The organism is Streptomyces sp. NRRL S-1813 (assembly GCF_000719605.1).
In the GTDB taxonomy this organism is placed as follows: domain Bacteria; phylum Actinomycetota; class Actinomycetes; order Streptomycetales; family Streptomycetaceae; genus Streptomyces; species Streptomyces decoyicus.
Genome location: NZ_JOHB01000004.1, coordinates 228005 through 242557 on the forward strand (window position 1 = coordinate 228005; position 14553 = coordinate 242557).

Here is a 14553-nt window from a genome sequence, read left to right on the forward strand (position 1 = left end):
GATGGGTTACCTAAGGTAAGGCGCGGACTTTACTCTCCAGTCAACTCGGGTCACGTACGCCCCTCCTGTCCTCGGACAGCGTGCGGTCGGCCCGCATCGAGATCTGGAGCAGAAGATGAGGCCCTCCCGTACGACACTGCGTGCCGCGACCAGTGCCGTCTCCGCGGCAGTACTCGCCACCACGGTTCTGGCCGGCGCGCCTGCCACCGCCGAGGCGGCGACGCCGGAATCCGCCCCCACGGCAGCAGTATCGGGCGCCTCCCCCTCCGTACGGTTCGTCGACATCAAGGGCGACGGCGGCATCACGCTCAAGGCGAATGTCTTCACCCCGGCCGGCGCCGACGGCACCCGGCGCTACCCGGTCATCGTGCTGCCCACCAGCTGGTCGATGCCGCAGATCGAGTACATGGCGCAGGCCAAGAAGCTGGCCGAAGCGGGTTATGTCGTCGTCGGATACAACTCCCGCGGCTTCTGGCAGTCCGGCGGGGAGATCGAAACGGCCGGTCCGAAGGACGTCGCCGACGCGTCGAAGGTCATCGACTGGGCGCTGGCCCACACACCGGCCGATCCGCAGAAGGTCGGCATGGGCGGGGTCTCCTACGGTGCCGGAATCTGCCTGCTGGCGTCCGCATTCGACAAGCGGATCAAGGCAGTTGCGGCGCTCAGCGGCTGGGCCGACCTCATCGACTCGATCTACAGCGGCCGTACCCAGCATCTCCAGGCAGTGGGGTTCCTCAACGGTACGGGCGAGCTGACGGGGCGCCCCAGCCCCGAACTCCGGACGATCCTCAAGAACTTCCTCACCTCGGATCTCGCCACCGAAAAGGACATGATCGAGTGGGGGAGGAAGCGCTCCCCCAGCACCTATCTCGACAAGATCAACGCCAATGGCGCCGCGATCATGCTGGGCAACGCATGGGGCGATTCCGTGTTCCCGCCCAACCAGTACGCCCACTTCTACGAGAAGCTGAAGGGCCCCAAGCGGCTGGAATTCCGCCCGGGTGACCATGCGACGGCCGAGGGGCTCGGGCTGTTCGGACTGCCCAACGACACCTGGACCAACACCCAGCGGTGGTTCGACCACTACCTCAAGGGCGCGGACAACGGCATCGACCGCGAGTCGCCGGTGCTGCTCAAGTCCCGCTCCACCGGCGCGTACGAGGGCTACAAGAGCTGGCAGGACGTGGCGTCCACGCAGCGGAAGATCGAGCTGGGCGACAGCCGGCAGATCCACACCAACTGGGACTCCGGCGCCAACGGCGGGCTGATCTTCCTCTCCAGCATGCTGGACCAGTTCCTCCGGCTGCCGCCGATGGCCTCGATCCCGCTGCTGCCGCGCTCCCTGGCCGCCGTCTGGCAGTCCGAGCGCTATGAGACCGGGCAGCGGATCAGGGGGACCACTCGGCTGCACACCACCATGACCAGCACGGCGGAGAGCGGCACCGCCATCGCCTACCTCTACGACGTGGGCCCGCTCGGCATCGGCAAGCTGGTCACCCACGCGCCGTACACCTTCCACGGCAAGACGCCGAACCAGCCCTTCGGCGTGGATCTGGACCTGTTCTCCACGGCCTACGACGTCCCGGCCGGCCACCGTCTCGCGGTGGTCGTGGACACCGTCGACCCGCTGTACAGCGAGTACAACCCGAGCGGCGCCCGGCTGACGTTCTCCTCCCCGGCGAGTGATCCGTCGTACGTGTCGGTGCCGGTGCGCGACTGAGGGGAGTCTCCCTTCCAGAAGGCCATCCGCCCACGGGGCGGGAGCGCGTCCCCCGGCGCTCCCGCCCCTCCCCCGTACTCCCGCCCCCTCCCCTCCCCGTCGTCCGCGCTCTCCGGCCCTCACGTCGGCGGACGGCACGCACGACCTCGCGCCGCACCCCTTCTTCACGAGCGTCGCATGCGAGCCGAGTCTTCGGGTGCAGCCGCTGCGGGTGGCGGACTCGCCGGTGGCGCTGGAGTGCGAGGTCCACTCCGCCCTCGGGAGGTCCACTCCCCCCTCGGGACCGGGGACTCCACTGTGGTGTTCGGCCGGGTGGTTCATGCCGTGGTGTCGAGGCAGGCCGGGGAGAGAGCAGAAGACGAGCCGACAGCCTGCTCCTCGGTCCCCTCTTGAGATCGCCTCGCGTAACGGCGACGATGGCTGCCGTCACAGTCCTTGGCAGCGTGCGGCCTCACTGTGCGCATCGCGCTGCGCCAGACTGGTGGGGAGCGATGTACAGCCGACCCAGGCGCCGGAAACAAGGTGACACCATGACCACACGGCAGGTCCGCAAGCGGTGCCAGGCGCTCGTCAGCGCGCTCGACTTGCCCAGTCCCTTCTCCGTCGAAGCCCTCGTCCGCGAGCTGTCGGCCCGGCGGGGCCGGCCCATCCGGATCCACACCCTGGCGATCGGCTCCGCCGTGAACGCCTGCGGCCTGTGGATCGCCACCGAATCCTGCGACCACATCTTCGTCGAGGAGAAGACCACCAGGTTCCACCAGGAGCACATCGTTCTCCACGAGATCGGTCACATCCTGTGGGATCACGGCACCAGCCAGGACGAGAACCGCAGCGCGCTGGCCACGCTGCTGCCCGGCCTCCGCCCCGACGTGGTCAGCCGACTGCTGGGCCGCACCAGCTACACCTCCGAGCAGGAACAGGAGGCCGAACTCGTCGCCAGCCTCATCCACTCGGCCGCGGGTATGCTGCCCCCTTCGTCATCCCCAGGGGTACGCGGCACGCTCGAAGTCGCCCTAGGAATCCGCAGGTAGGTCCGTGGACATACACTCCCTCTACGAACTGGGCACCCGCGTCGAGCTCACCGGCGCACTGGCCCTGTGGCTGGTGATCGTCCTCCGGCTGCCCACCGCCCGGCGCTCCCGGCAGCAGAAGATGCTGCTGATGTCCGCGATCGGTCTCGCCGGGTCGATCACCGTCTATCTCGACCCCGTCACCGCGGCACTGAACCATGCCTTCCGGTTTGCCGAGAGCTGCGGCCTGTTCATGAACGGCTGGGGCGTCCTCAGTTCGGCGCTCATCCTCGACTTCGTTCTCGCCGCCATGTCCCGGCGCCGCCCCTGGCTCGTCTACGGCCCGACGGTCCTCACCATCGCCGCGCTGATCGCGCTCAACTACACGGTCTCGCCGGATGCCGGCTGCGTCACCAGCCAGGCCGTCCCCTGGTACAGCCCGTTCTGGTGGCTGCTCATCGCGGCCCACCTCATCGGCACCATTCCGTGCGCCGTGCTGTGCGTACGCTACGGGCGCCGGGCCGGCGACGACCGGCCCGTACGCACCGGGCTCCTGCTGCTCGCCGCCGGGTTCACCTCGTCCGCCACGTTCTGGTGTGTCGTCCTGGCCTTCCTCCTCGCCCGGCCGGCCTGGCTGGGGGCGTTGTTCCCGCTCAACATCGGGGTCACGGCCTGGCTGATGACCGCCGGGGTCGGTCTGCCCCTGGTCCTCACCATCCACCGGGCCGCCCGCGACATGAGCGCCCTCTGGCGCCTGCACCCTCTGTGGCGCGAGGTCACCGAAGCCGTTCCGTACGTCACTCTGGACAAGCCGGTCCCTCGCGTCCGCGCGGTGCTCGGCGGACCCCGCACGATCCGCCTCCGGCTCTACCGCCAGGTCATCGAGATCCGCGACGCCCTGCTCGTGCTGCACGACTACGTGACGTCCGAGGCGATGGAGGCCGCTCGGCACCACATCGGGGCACAGCACCTGCCCGGGGAACAGATCGAGCCGGCGGTCACCGCCTGCTGGCTGTGCACCGCCCTCGACGCCCAGCAGGCCGCGGCCACCCCCCGGCCGAACCAACTCGCTCCCGGAGGGCCCGCCCACGACGGCCTCCGCAGTGAGGCCGACTTCCTGCTTGCCGTCCTTCGGGCCCGCGCGCTGCCCGCCGTACGCTCGTTCGCCGTGCCGCTCGCACCGGCCGGTCCCGCACAGGCCCGTCCCGCGGTGCCGGACCCGCGTGCCCCCCAGTCGTCACCTTCCCGCACGAGTTAGGAATCCATGACACAGCAGTCCGCCCGCACCCCCTACACCAGCGGCATGTTGAGCAATGACGCCGAACGTGAGCGGGACCGCCTGACGTCCATCCAAGGCAGCGTCGACACGTTCACCACCGGAGTCCTGGACCGCCTCCCCGTCGAAGCCTCCTGGAACTGTCTGGAGCTGGGCGCCGGTGCGGGCTCCATCGCCTACTGGCTCGCGGGACGGTGCCCGGACGGACGCGTGGTCGGCGTCGATCTCGACACGCGCCACCTCGACGCCGGCCGTGCCGCGAACCTGGAGATCCAGGAAGCCGACATCACGGACGAGGACTACGCCCCCGGCAGCTTCGACCTCATCCACGCGCGCTACCTGTTCTGCCATCTCGCCGCACGCGACGACATGGTCGCGCGGGTCAGCCGCTGGCTCTCCCCCGGTGGCTGGCTCGTCATCGAAGAGCCCTACCACCTGCCCGGTGCCACCTGCCCCTTCCCCGTGATGCGGCGCATCCTCGACGCCTACCAGCGCATGTACCACGAGCACGGCGCCGACCTCACCTGGGTCCGGGGCCTGCCCGCCCTCCTGGCCGGCAGCGGTCTGTCCGACGTCGCCTTCGCCGCGAACCCCGGTTACATGGGCGGACTCGACAAGGACCGCTGGCTCCCGCTCATCAACCAGGCCGCACCCACTCTCCTCGCCGACGGTCTGGTCACGGAAGCCGACCTGGCGGAGTTCCACACCCTCCTCAAGGACCCGGCCTTCATCGACATCCCCCAGATGACCCTCTCCGCCTGGGCCCGTCGCCCGGCGTAGGCACCGTCCGCAGGCCGGCCGGGCTGAAGCCGCCTGTGCGGTGCCCGGCTCCCGCCCGGCTCTCACGCCGGCGGCTTGTGGCTCCCCGGCAGCAAGGTGCCCGGTTCCGGGGCGGCCACCTCGACGGCCTCGACCTTGGGGTTGCGCCGCTGGCGCCTGGAGACCCAGTTGGCCAGCCAGGAGAGCAGCATGCACATCCCGATGTAGATCGGCGAGATGATCATGACGACGGGGATGAACGGCAGGTCGTAGTCGAGGTTGGAGGCAATCAGCTTGCCGGCGTGCAGGAACTCCTCGTAGGTGATGAGGAAGCCGAGCGAGGTGTCCTTCAGGGCGACCACCAGCTGGCTGATGATCGCCGGGAGCATCGCCCGGACCGCCTGCGGCACCAGGACATGGGTCATCACCTGGGTCTTGCCCATGCCCAGGGCGTAGGCGGCCTCCCGCTGGCCCCGGTCCACGGAGTTGACGCCGGTACGGAAGACCTCGGCGAGCACCGAGCCGTTGTAGAGGGTCAGCCCCGCGACCAGCGCGACCAGGGGTTCCGCCTTGAGCGCCACATAGATGAAGAAGATCATGACCAGTACGGGCATGGCCCGGAAGAACTCCACGAGCAGTGTGGACACCCAGCGCACGACCCGGTGCTCGGAGAGCCGGCCGGTCGCCAGCACCCCGCCCAGCGCCAGTGACAGCACGGCCGCGAGACCGAAGGCCTTCAGGGTGTTGCCGAGGCCCCGCAGCAGGAGCTCCTGAATTCCCTTGTAGGCGAAGGGAGTCCACTTCGCCGCGGCGAACTGGCCGCTGACGAGGAGGAGGTAGATGATCCAGCCGATCAGAGCGAGGATCACCACCGTCGAGCCCACACCGTAGAGCCGGTGCCGCTGCCTGGTCCGCGGGCCCGGGACGTCGTAGAGGGCGGTGGTCATCGGGCGACTCCGAGGCGCTTCTCCAGCACGTTGAAGATCGCGCTGATGGTCAGGGTCACGAGCAGATAGCCGACGGCGATCCAGACGAAGGTCCAGACGATGCTGTAGCCCATCTCGTTGAGCGGCTTGTAGACCCCGAGCAGTTCGACGACGCTGAAGGCGCCGGCGATCGCGGAGTTCTTGGCGAGCGCGATCAGCGTCGAGCCGATGGGCGGGATGACGGACCGGAAGGCCTGCGGGAGCACGATGTCGCCGAGGGTCTGCGGGAAGGTCATGCCCAGACTGCGGGCCGCCTCGCCCTGCCCGACCGGCACGGTGTTGATGCCGGAGCGCACCGCCTCGCAGATGAAGGCGGAGGTGTAGCAGCCGAGCGCGAGGATGGCGAACAGCTTGAAGGGCAGGACGAGGCCGAAGCGCGGCAGGCCCAGCACCACCGCGAAGAACAGCAGTGTCAGCGGCGTGTTGCGCAGCACCGTCACCCAGACCGTGCCGAAGGCCCGTAGTGAGCCGACCGGCGCCACCCGGAACGCGGCCATCAGGAAACCGAGGACGAGCGCGAGCAGCGAGGCGTAGACGGTGAGTTCGACGGTGCCCAGCAGGCCCTCCCCGTAGAGGGAGAGGTTGTCGAGGAGAACGTTCATCGGTCCGTTCCTTGGCGGCTCAGGTCGCCGGGTAGCGGTCGATCGGGGGCGGCTTGGGGGCGGGCACTCCGGACAGGCCGAGCGTCGCGTCGTACGCCTTCTGCCAGTTGCCGTTCTTCTCGTTCGCGGCAAGGGCGTCGTCGAGCGCGAACCGCAGCGCGTTGTCGCCCCGGGGGACTCCGATGCCGTACGGCTCCTCGGAGAAGGGCTTGCCGACCACCTTCAGCTCGTCGGGCACCTTGGCGGCGTAGCCCAGCAGGATCGCGTCGTCGGTGGTGACCGCGTCGACCTGGTAGGTGAGCAGGTTGTCGACACATACCGAGTAGGTGTCGTAGGCGACCAGCACGGCCTTGGGGTACTCGGTCTGGATGCGCTGGTAGGGGGTCGAACCGGCCGCCGAGCAGACCCGTTTGCCGGCCAGGTCCTGTGGTCCCTTGATGTTGTTCTCGTCGGTGCGCACCAGCAGCGCCTGCCCGGCCATGTAGTAGGGGCCGGCGAAGCCCACCAGCTTCTTGCGCTTGTCGTTGATGGTGTAGGTGCCGACGTAGAGGTCGATCTGACCGTTCTGAAGGGCCGTCTCGCGGTTGGCGGAGGCGATCGTCTTGAACTCGATCGTGTGGGGCGGGAAGCCGAGGGCGGCGGACATCATCTTGGCGGTCTCGATGTCGAAGCCGGTGTACAGGCCGCTGGCCGGGTCCTTCTCGCCGAGGTAGGGCTGGTCCTCCTTGACGCCGATGACGAGATGGCCGCGGCGCTTGGCCTTCACCCAGGTCGGGGATTCGGGCAGCGAGAAGTTCTTGGCGACCGGGTAGTGGGGCAGTTTGCTGCCCTCGGGGCCCTTGACGGGCGGGCTCCCTTCCCGGCCGCAGCCGGCGAGGGCCGGTGCGAGCACGGCGAGCACCAGGGCCACGAGGACCAGCAGGGCGCGGCGCAGGGGCGAGGAGTGGCTGTGCGGCATCACGACGCCCCCGTTCAGTGCTTGAGGATCTTGGAGAGGAAGTCCTTCGCCCGTTCGCTGCGCGGCGCGGTGAAGAATTCCTCGGGGGTGCGGTCCTCGACGATGCGGCCGTCGTCCATGAACACCACACGGTTGGCTGCGGAGCGGGCGAAGCCCATCTCGTGGGTGACCACGACCATCGTCATACCGTCCCGGGCGAGCTGCCGCATGACTTCCAGTACCTCGTTGATCATCTCCGGGTCGAGGGCGGAGGTCGGCTCGTCGAAGAGCAGTGCCTTGGGGTCCATGGCGAGTGCGCGGGCGATGGCGACGCGCTGCTGCTGGCCGCCGGAGAGCTGCGCCGGATATTTGTCCGCCTGGTCGGCGAGCCCTACCCGCTCCAGGAGTTCGCGGGCGCGCCGCGCGGCCTCGTCCTTCTTCTTCTTCCGGACCTTCATCGGTGCCAGCATCAGATTGTCCAGCACGGTCTTGTGGGCGAAGAGATTGAAGGACTGGAAGACCATGCCGACATCGGCCCGCAACTGGGCCAGCGCACGGCCCTCTTCGGGCAGCGGCCTGCCGTCCAGCTCGATGGTGCCCGACTCGACGGTTTCCAGGCGGTTGATGGCCCGGCACAGGGTGGACTTCCCGGACCCGGAGGGCCCGATGACCACCACCACCTCCCCGCGGCCCACGGTGAGCTCGATGTCCTGGAGGACATGCAGCTTTCCGTAGTGCTTGTTGACCCCGCGCAGTTCAATCAGCGCCTCACCGGCCATATGCAGACCTGCCCACTCTCATCCGTACAGCGCAGAGCCCGCAACCTACCGGGGTAAATGGGGCGCCTCTTCGCTGACACGCACGTATGCACAGAGATGGGCGGATAAATCAGAGTTACGGACGAACCTGCTGCGAGGCCGCCGCGGACCGTCGCCCCCGCGCTCCCCGCGGGCGGAGTCAGGTCTCGGAGACCTCGGCATAGACCTGCGACAGCTCGGGCGCTCCGGTATCGGCCCACTCATGGCCCATGGCAACCACATCGATCTCCCGTCCGGACTCCAGCCGGACCACCGGCTGTCCGTCCGGCCAGACGTGCCAGACGGCGCCGCGCACCGTGCGGACCAGCACCGTGCCGAGGTAGAGACCGGCGTCGTTGCCGAGCCAGGGCAGCACCTCCGGGTCGTCCCGCCATACGGGCTGAAGCTGGTCCAGCGCCTCCAACGACCGCTCGGAGTCGTCCAGTTCCACACCCGCAGTGGCCGCCTGGGCCCGCAGCAGCGCGCACTCGGACAGCAGCTCGACGACGCTTTCGGGGTCGGCGCGCACCGACTCCGCGAGCGGCACGGACCGGTGTGCATGCTGACGCTTGCGCCACTTGTCCAGAAAAGACATGTTCATGGTGTGCAGGGTCCCACCCGACCTGTGGTCGCGGCCACAGGCGCGCGGCTCAAGCGTGCCCCGTTCGTCACCTTGACGCCTCCTCATCCTCTCCCTACCTTCATGGCGCTCGGATCGGATCTGCTGGATCCCCAGGAACCTCTCGCCCCTCGCGGGACCGGCCTGGAACGCAGCTCACACCTGCCCGTTGACGCCACCCGGAGGGATACGGACCGATGCGTGTACGACGATGGGGCACCGCCCTGACAGTGCTGCTCTCCACGACCGCACTGCCGGCCACCGGAGCCGGAACCGCGACCGCCGTCGCGGCACGCGCGCCGCACCGCCCGCTGCCCTTGGCGCGGCTCTTCGACAACCGGGCGGTCAGTGACAACTCCCGTCCCGGGGCAGCCGACTTCGACGGTGCGGGCCATTCGCTGTCCGCGCAGGACCTGGCGGCGGCAGGCTGGTCGCCCGGGAGCGTACTGACCCTCGAAGGAACCCGGCTCGGTCTGCCGCGCACGGCACCGGGGACCCCGGACAATGTGGTGGCGGACGGCCAGCCGGTGGCGGTGCGCGGCCGGGGCGAGGCCCTCACCTTCCTGGTCGCCGGGACGGGCGGCCCGGCCTTCGGTACCGGGACGGTGCACTACCGCGACGGCTCGCACAGCGCCTACGAACTCACCGCGCCCGACTGGCGGTCGGGGCCGCTGAGCACCAAAGCCGTGGCGCTGCCCCATATCAACGGTCCGGAAGGACAGTCGTCCGGGGCGGCGCGGCTGTACGCGGTGACCGTGACGCTGCGAGCGGGGCGGGAAGTGAGCTCGGTGGTGCTGCCCAAGGCGTCCGCGGCGTCCGGCGCGCTGCATGTGTTCGCGGTGTCCGTACGGGACACCGGGCGGAGCAGGACCGGGAGTTGGGCGGCGAGCACGGCGGGCTACCGGGCCGTCGGTCCCTGGACCGACCGTACGCTGCGGCTGGTCGTGCACAGCGGCGCGGGCGGCCCCCGGGCACGGATCCGGATCGCCAACACCTTCGCCGCCACACCGGTGGACGTCGGGGCGGCCAGCATCGCGGTGCGCGGCGCGGGGGCGGCGGCGGACCGCTCCCCGGTCCCCCTGACCTTCGGCAAGGGGCGCACCGGGACCCGTATAGCGGCCGGGGCCGAGGCGTTCAGCGATCCCGTCGGCTTCACCGTCCCCGCCGACGCCGATCTGCTGGTGAGCATCCATCTGCCGGGGACGGTGACGGCGGCGCCGGTGCACCAGGAGGCGGCCCAGCTGTCGTATCTGAGCGCCGCGGGCAGCGGGGACCGCACCGCGGACGCCGGGGGCGCGGCCTACCCGGAGACGATGACCAGCTGGCCGTTCCTGACGGGTGTCGATGTCGAGGGCGGTCCCGGCTCGGTCGTGGCCCTGGGCGACTCGATCACCGACGGGGTGAAGTCGACGAGCGGCACCAACCGGCGCTGGCCCGATGTGCTGGCCCGCCGCTTCCAGGCGCAGCACGCGCTGCCGCGCTACGGCGTGCTCAACCAGGGCATCTCGGCCAACCGCATCGTCACCGACCGCTATCAGGGCGACGGGGTCAGCACCGACACCGGCGGGGTGAGCGCCCAGCACCGGCTGGAGCGGGATGTGCTGGCCCAGCCCTCGGCGCGGACGGTGGTGGTGTTCGAGGGCATCAACGATGTGCGCTGGGGGACCTCGGCCGATGAGGTCATCGCCGGGCTGCGGGCCCTCGCACGGCGGGCCCACGAGCGGGGGCTGCGGGTCGTGGTGGCCACCGTCGCGCCCTGCGAGGGCTATCCCGACTGCACCGCGGCCGTGGAGGCCCGCCGGGAGGCCGTCAACGCCTTTGTACGCGACCACGCCCGCACCGTCTTCGATGCGAGCCTGGACTTCGACGCCGTACTCCGCGATCCGCAGCGGCCCCAACGGCTGCTGCCCGCCTACGACAGCGGCGACCACCTCCACCCCGGCGACACGGGCCTGAAGGCGCTCGGCGACGCGGTGGACCTCCGCGCGCTGGTACCGGTGCGGAGCTGAGGCCCGCCCCGGGGCCTGTCCCGTGGGCCGGCCGCCGGCAGACCCACAGGTTCCCCGGCAGGGCACGCCGTAGGGGGAGCCCCCTAGACGTCGAGGTCCACCACGACCGGGGCGTGGTCCGAGGCGCCCTTGCCCTTGCGCTCCTCGCGGTCCACATAGGCGTCCGAGACGGCCTTGGCGAACGGCTCGTTGCCGTAGACCAGGTCGATGCGCATACCGCGGTTCTTGGGGAAGGCGAGCTGGCGGTAGTCCCAGTAGGTGTACGGCCGGTCGTACTTGAGGGGGCGCGGCACGACGTCCGACAGGCCCGCCTCGCGCAGGGCGGTCAGGGCGGCGCGCTCGGCGGGCGTGACGTGGGTGGCACCCTCGAAGACGGACGGGTCCCAGACGTCCTCGTCGGCCGGTGCGACGTTGTAGTCGCCGAGGACCGCGAACGGGCGGGGGCCCGCCGCGTCCTCGGCGACCGCGGTCTTCAACGCCTCGAACCAGCCGAGCTTGTAGGTGTAGTGCGCATGCCCGACCTCGCGGCCGTTGGGGACGTACACCGACCAGACCCGGGCCGGGCCGCAGGTCGCCGACACGGCCCGCGGCTCCTGCACCCCGTCGTAGTCCGGGCCGCCGGGCAGGCCCATGACGACATCGTCGAGCCCCACCTTGGACAGCAGCGCCACGCCGTTCCACCTGCCGTCGGCGTTGACCGCGGCTTCGTAGCCGAGCTCGCGCAGCTCGTCGTACGGGAACTGCTCGGCGGTGCACTTGGTCTCCTGGATGCACAGCACGTCCGTGCCGGTGCTCTCCAGCCAGGCCAGCAGCCTCGGGAGGCGGGCGGTGATCGAATTGACGTTCCAGGTCGCGATGCGCATGTCTGTAAACCTACAGCCCGGCACTGACAGTCAGGCCTCAGCCGAGTGCGGTGCCGTGGCCCGGGGCGAGCCGGCCGTGATCGGTACCGCCCAGCTTGTCGATCATGGAGTCGTAGAGCGGGCGGGCGTGGTCCTGGAGCAGACTGTCGTGGATGTCGATGGCGCGCTGCGGCGCGACCTCGCGCACATAGTCGATGATCTCGGCGACCTTGTTCCACGGCGCGTGGACGGGCAGCAGCAGGGTGTCGACCGTACGGCCCTCCGGGACGGTGAGGGCGTCGCCCGGGTGGAAGACCGTGCCGCCGTCGATGAGATAGCCGACATTGGTGATGCGCGGGATGTCCGGGTGGATGACGGCGTGCAGCTGGCCGTGCACCTCCACATCGAAGCCGGCCGCGGTGAAGGTGTCCCCCTCGCCGACGGTGTGCACCCGGCCGGGGAACGCGCCCGAGAGCTGCTCGGCGACGCTGGCCAGCGTCCAGATCCCGGCCCCCGGGTTGGCTTCCATGCCTGCCCGCAGCCGGTCCACATTGAAGTGGTCCATGTGCTCATGGGTGACCAGAATCGCGTCCGCGCCGACGGCCGCGTCCTCCTCGCTGAAGACTCCGGGGTCGATGACGAGCGTCTGCCCGTCCTTCTCCAGCCGGACGCAGGCGTGGGTCTTCTTGGTGAGTTCCATGGGCCCATCTTGCCGTGGCGCGCCCGCGTCGTCCCGCTGCTGCCGCCTCCCCCGCTCCTCCCTGCCGCCTCCCCGCCTCCTCCCCCGCCCCGTCAGGGGTGGGCACCCGCGTCACTACACCCGCCCACCCCCCGAAGGGGGGTGGGCGGCGGGGAAAAACCAAAGGGGTGCGCGTCAAAGCCCCCAGGAGACGCGTCACAAGCCCACAGCGGCAACAGCGGCAACAGCGGCAACGACACGAGAAACCCGGGCGAACCGCCCACAAATGCCGCCCGCAGTCGCCCCGGCCCTCACGCCTCCGGCGTCGTCTCCTCCCTGATCACCCGTTGGGCGACCGCGAAGGCGGAGTTCGCTGCCGGGACGCCGCAGTAGACGGCGGTGTGCAGCAGTACTTCCTTGATCTCCGTGGGGGTGAGCCCGTTGCGCAGGGCAGCGCGGGTGTGCAGCGCCAGCTCGTCCTGGTGGCCGCGGGCGACCAGCGCGGTGAGCGTGATGATGCTGCGGGTGCGTCTGTCGAGGCCCGGACGGGTCCAGGTCTCGCCCCAGGCGTAGCGCGTGAGGAAGTCGTGGAAATCGCCGGTGAAGTCATCGGCGGCGGCCTCGACACGGTCGACATGGGCGTCGCCGAGGACCTCACGGCGGACCTTGATGCCCGCTTCGTAGGTGGCTCCGCGGTCCGGCTCCGGCTGGGCGAGGCCGGACTCTATGGCGGCCGGGGGTGCCAACGGGGACGGCGAAGGCGCGATCTGCGGCTTGGGGGCGGCCGCACCGATGGCGGTCTGGCCGCCGGGACCGGGCTTGTCGTGCCAGGCCGAGGAGAAGTGCCGGATGAGGAGTTCGGTGACGGCCGAGGGCTGCTCGACGGGTGCGAGGTGAGAGGTTCCGGGCACCAGCGCCAGACTCGCGTCGGGTATTCCGGCGACGAGGGTGCGCGCGTCCGTGGTCGGGGTGACCTGGTCCTCGGAGCCGACGACGACGAGCGTGGGCACACCGACCCGGCCGAGCGAGGACCGTACATCGAAGGCCGCCAGCGCCTCGCAGGCGGCGATGTAGCAGCCGGGGTCGGTGGTCCGCACCATCTGGACGGCCCATTCGACGATCGCGGGCTGGGCGCCGGCGAAGCCCTGGGTGAACCAGTGCTCGGGCGCGGTGCGGGCGATCGGGTCGAGTCCGTTGGTGCGGATGACCACGCCGCGCTGGCGCCAGGAGTCGGCGGTGCCGTAGCGCGGTGACGTGGAGACCAGGGCCAGCGAGGTGACCTGGTGCGGCCGGGTGAGCGCGAGCTGGAGGCCGATGGCCCCGCCGATGTTGCAGCCGGCGTAGCCGAAGCGGTCCACGCCCAGGGCGTCGAGGGTGGCCATCAGCCGGTCGGTCAGCTCGGCGATGGAGGACGCCGCGTGGGCGGGGGACCCACCGTGTCCGGGCAGGTCGAAACGGATGACGCGCCAGTGGCGGGTCAGCTCGGGGATTTGCCGGTCCCACATGTGCCAGGTGGTCCCGAGCGCGGCGCCCAGTACGAGGACGGGGGCGTCGTCGGGGCCGTCGATCCGGTGCTGCAGGGTCTTCTCACTCACCCGGCCACGCTACCGACTCTTTGACGCGATCCTTACACCCGGGTCAGGAAGAGCCGTCGGAGTGTGGCCGCCGACCACGCCCGAAGCAGAGTTTGCGCAGGTCAGAGCCTCACCATGGAGATGACGCAGACGATCGCGTGACCCGGCTCGTCGTAGCTCACCATGATCCGCCGGTACGTACGCGGGTGCCTTGCTCGTGATCAGGACCGGGCGTCATCTGGCCCATCAAGGCGGCCTTGCAGGGTGTGCCGCCCTGCCGGTCGCCGCCACGGTTGAGGCGACGGTATTGCCGACTGCCCGAGGAACGCTCGACAGGGCTGACCCCGCACAGCGCGGCGAAGGACGCCTCACTGTGCAGGCGCTCCGGGTTGGCCTCCATCGTGATCAGCAAAGTGACGGCCGTGTCCGGCCCGATGCCCACCACATTGAGCAGCTGCGGGGCGTGGCGTTCCACGAGCCGGGCCAGGCGGCCTTCCAGGTCCTGGATCTGGTCGGTAAGCTGCCCGATTCGCTGGGTCAGCAGACCCAGGGTCATGCGGGTGGCGTGCAGCACCGTCTCTTCACCGTCCTCGTCGTTCTTCGGCAGTTCGTCGTCTCGTACGGCGTGCCCGGGTTGGGCTGCGTATTGGTCTGTCCGGGTGATATTCGAGTCAATGCGGTGGTGCTCTATTGGCTATTTCGGGTTAATGGTGGGGACCGTTTTCCGGTGGGTTGCCCATCTC

General features: G+C 69.9%; 14 protein-coding genes. 5 read left to right on the forward strand and 9 right to left on the reverse strand.

Annotated features, from left to right (window positions below; genetic code table 11):
- The first annotated feature begins 115 nt into the window (after window positions 1-115).
- From IF67_RS0109720 to IF67_RS0109735, 4 genes are all read left to right on the forward strand, one after another.
- The gene (locus IF67_RS0109720) at window positions 116-1720 is read left to right on the forward strand and encodes an alpha/beta fold hydrolase (RefSeq protein ID WP_030984114.1); all 1605 of its coding nucleotides are present in this window, start codon (window positions 116-118) and stop codon (window positions 1718-1720) included.
- 530 nt (window positions 1721-2250) lie between these two features.
- Window positions 2251-2751: a hypothetical protein gene (locus tag IF67_RS0109725; RefSeq protein ID WP_030984116.1), complete on the forward strand. Its 501-nt coding sequence runs from the start codon at window positions 2251-2253 to the stop codon at window positions 2749-2751.
- 4 nt (window positions 2752-2755) lie between these two features.
- Window positions 2756-3988, forward strand: coding sequence for an MAB_1171c family putative transporter (locus IF67_RS0109730; RefSeq protein ID WP_199812703.1), 1233 nt, complete (start codon window positions 2756-2758; stop codon window positions 3986-3988).
- 6 nt (window positions 3989-3994) lie between these two features.
- Window positions 3995-4786: a class I SAM-dependent methyltransferase gene (locus IF67_RS0109735; protein WP_030984120.1), complete on the forward strand. Its 792-nt coding sequence runs from the start codon at window positions 3995-3997 to the stop codon at window positions 4784-4786.
- Between the two features lie 62 nt (window positions 4787-4848).
- Here IF67_RS0109735 and IF67_RS0109740 read toward each other — a convergent pair whose 3' ends face one another.
- The 5 genes from IF67_RS0109740 to IF67_RS0109760 all read right to left on the reverse strand — a co-directional run bounded on the left by IF67_RS0109740 (window position 4849) and on the right by IF67_RS0109760 (window position 8688).
- On the reverse strand, window positions 4849-5712 hold the full coding sequence (locus IF67_RS0109740) for an amino acid ABC transporter permease (RefSeq protein WP_030984123.1): 864 nt from the start codon (window positions 5710-5712) through the stop codon (window positions 4849-4851).
- Window positions 5709-6353 carry an amino acid ABC transporter permease gene (locus tag IF67_RS0109745; RefSeq protein WP_030984125.1) on the reverse strand — a complete coding sequence of 215 codons (645 nt, stop codon included), beginning with the start codon at window positions 6351-6353 and terminating at the stop codon, window positions 5709-5711. The genes IF67_RS0109740 and IF67_RS0109745 overlap by 4 nt, the downstream gene beginning before the upstream one ends.
- A gap of 19 nt (window positions 6354-6372) precedes the next feature.
- On the reverse strand, window positions 6373-7311 hold the full coding sequence (locus IF67_RS0109750; protein ID WP_030984127.1) for a glutamate ABC transporter substrate-binding protein: 939 nt from the start codon (window positions 7309-7311) through the stop codon (window positions 6373-6375).
- A 14-nt stretch (window positions 7312-7325) separates the two neighbouring features.
- Window positions 7326-8054, reverse strand: a complete 729-nt coding sequence (locus IF67_RS0109755) for an amino acid ABC transporter ATP-binding protein (RefSeq protein ID WP_199812709.1) — start codon at window positions 8052-8054, stop codon at window positions 7326-7328.
- Between the two features lie 193 nt (window positions 8055-8247).
- The gene (locus IF67_RS0109760) at window positions 8248-8688 is read right to left on the reverse strand and encodes a DUF6278 family protein (protein WP_030984131.1); all 441 of its coding nucleotides are present in this window, start codon (window positions 8686-8688) and stop codon (window positions 8248-8250) included.
- A 215-nt stretch (window positions 8689-8903) separates the two neighbouring features.
- Between IF67_RS0109760 and IF67_RS0109765 the strand changes: the two genes are divergently transcribed.
- Complete coding sequence (locus IF67_RS0109765; RefSeq protein WP_030984133.1) at window positions 8904-10715, forward strand: SGNH/GDSL hydrolase family protein; 1812 nt, start codon at window positions 8904-8906, stop codon at window positions 10713-10715.
- An 83-nt stretch (window positions 10716-10798) separates the two neighbouring features.
- On the opposite strand, the gene IF67_RS0109770 is transcribed toward IF67_RS0109765, so the two are convergent.
- From IF67_RS0109770 to IF67_RS0109785, 4 genes are all read right to left on the reverse strand, one after another.
- On the reverse strand, window positions 10799-11578 hold the full coding sequence (locus IF67_RS0109770; RefSeq protein ID WP_030984135.1) for an exodeoxyribonuclease III: 780 nt from the start codon (window positions 11576-11578) through the stop codon (window positions 10799-10801).
- Between the two features lie 37 nt (window positions 11579-11615).
- Complete coding sequence (locus IF67_RS0109775) at window positions 11616-12257, reverse strand: MBL fold metallo-hydrolase (protein ID WP_030984137.1); 642 nt, start codon at window positions 12255-12257, stop codon at window positions 11616-11618.
- A 290-nt stretch (window positions 12258-12547) separates the two neighbouring features.
- Window positions 12548-13831: a 4-carboxymuconolactone decarboxylase gene (pcaC, locus tag IF67_RS0109780; RefSeq protein ID WP_030984139.1), complete on the reverse strand. Its 1284-nt coding sequence runs from the start codon at window positions 13829-13831 to the stop codon at window positions 12548-12550.
- A gap of 157 nt (window positions 13832-13988) precedes the next feature.
- Complete coding sequence (locus IF67_RS0109785) at window positions 13989-14384, reverse strand: transposase (RefSeq protein WP_234341038.1); 396 nt, start codon at window positions 14382-14384, stop codon at window positions 13989-13991.
- Window positions 14385-14553: the final 169 nt, after the last annotated feature.

Excerpts from the sequence above, each read along its gene's own strand:
- IF67_RS0109770 (WP_030984135.1), bottom strand. The coding sequence starts at position 11,578 with ATGCGCATCGCGACCTGGAACGTCAATTCGATCACCGCCCGCCTCCCG.
- IF67_RS0109745 (WP_030984125.1), bottom strand. The coding sequence starts at position 6,353 with ATGAACGTTCTCCTCGACAACCTCTCCCTCTACGGGGAGGGCCTGCTG.
- IF67_RS0109735 (WP_030984120.1), top strand. The coding sequence starts at position 3,995 with ATGACACAGCAGTCCGCCCGCACCCCCTACACCAGCGGCATGTTGAGC.
- IF67_RS0109740 (WP_030984123.1), bottom strand. The coding sequence starts at position 5,712 with ATGACCACCGCCCTCTACGACGTCCCGGGCCCGCGGACCAGGCAGCGG.
- IF67_RS0109760 (WP_030984131.1), bottom strand. The coding sequence starts at position 8,688 with ATGAACATGTCTTTTCTGGACAAGTGGCGCAAGCGTCAGCATGCACAC.
- IF67_RS0109750 (WP_030984127.1), bottom strand. The coding sequence starts at position 7,311 with ATGCCGCACAGCCACTCCTCGCCCCTGCGCCGCGCCCTGCTGGTCCTC.
- IF67_RS0109720 (WP_030984114.1), top strand. The coding sequence starts at position 116 with ATGAGGCCCTCCCGTACGACACTGCGTGCCGCGACCAGTGCCGTCTCC.
- IF67_RS0109775 (WP_030984137.1), bottom strand. The coding sequence starts at position 12,257 with ATGGAACTCACCAAGAAGACCCACGCCTGCGTCCGGCTGGAGAAGGAC.
- IF67_RS0109765 (WP_030984133.1), top strand. The coding sequence starts at position 8,904 with ATGCGTGTACGACGATGGGGCACCGCCCTGACAGTGCTGCTCTCCACG.
- IF67_RS0109725 (WP_030984116.1), top strand. The coding sequence starts at position 2,251 with ATGACCACACGGCAGGTCCGCAAGCGGTGCCAGGCGCTCGTCAGCGCG.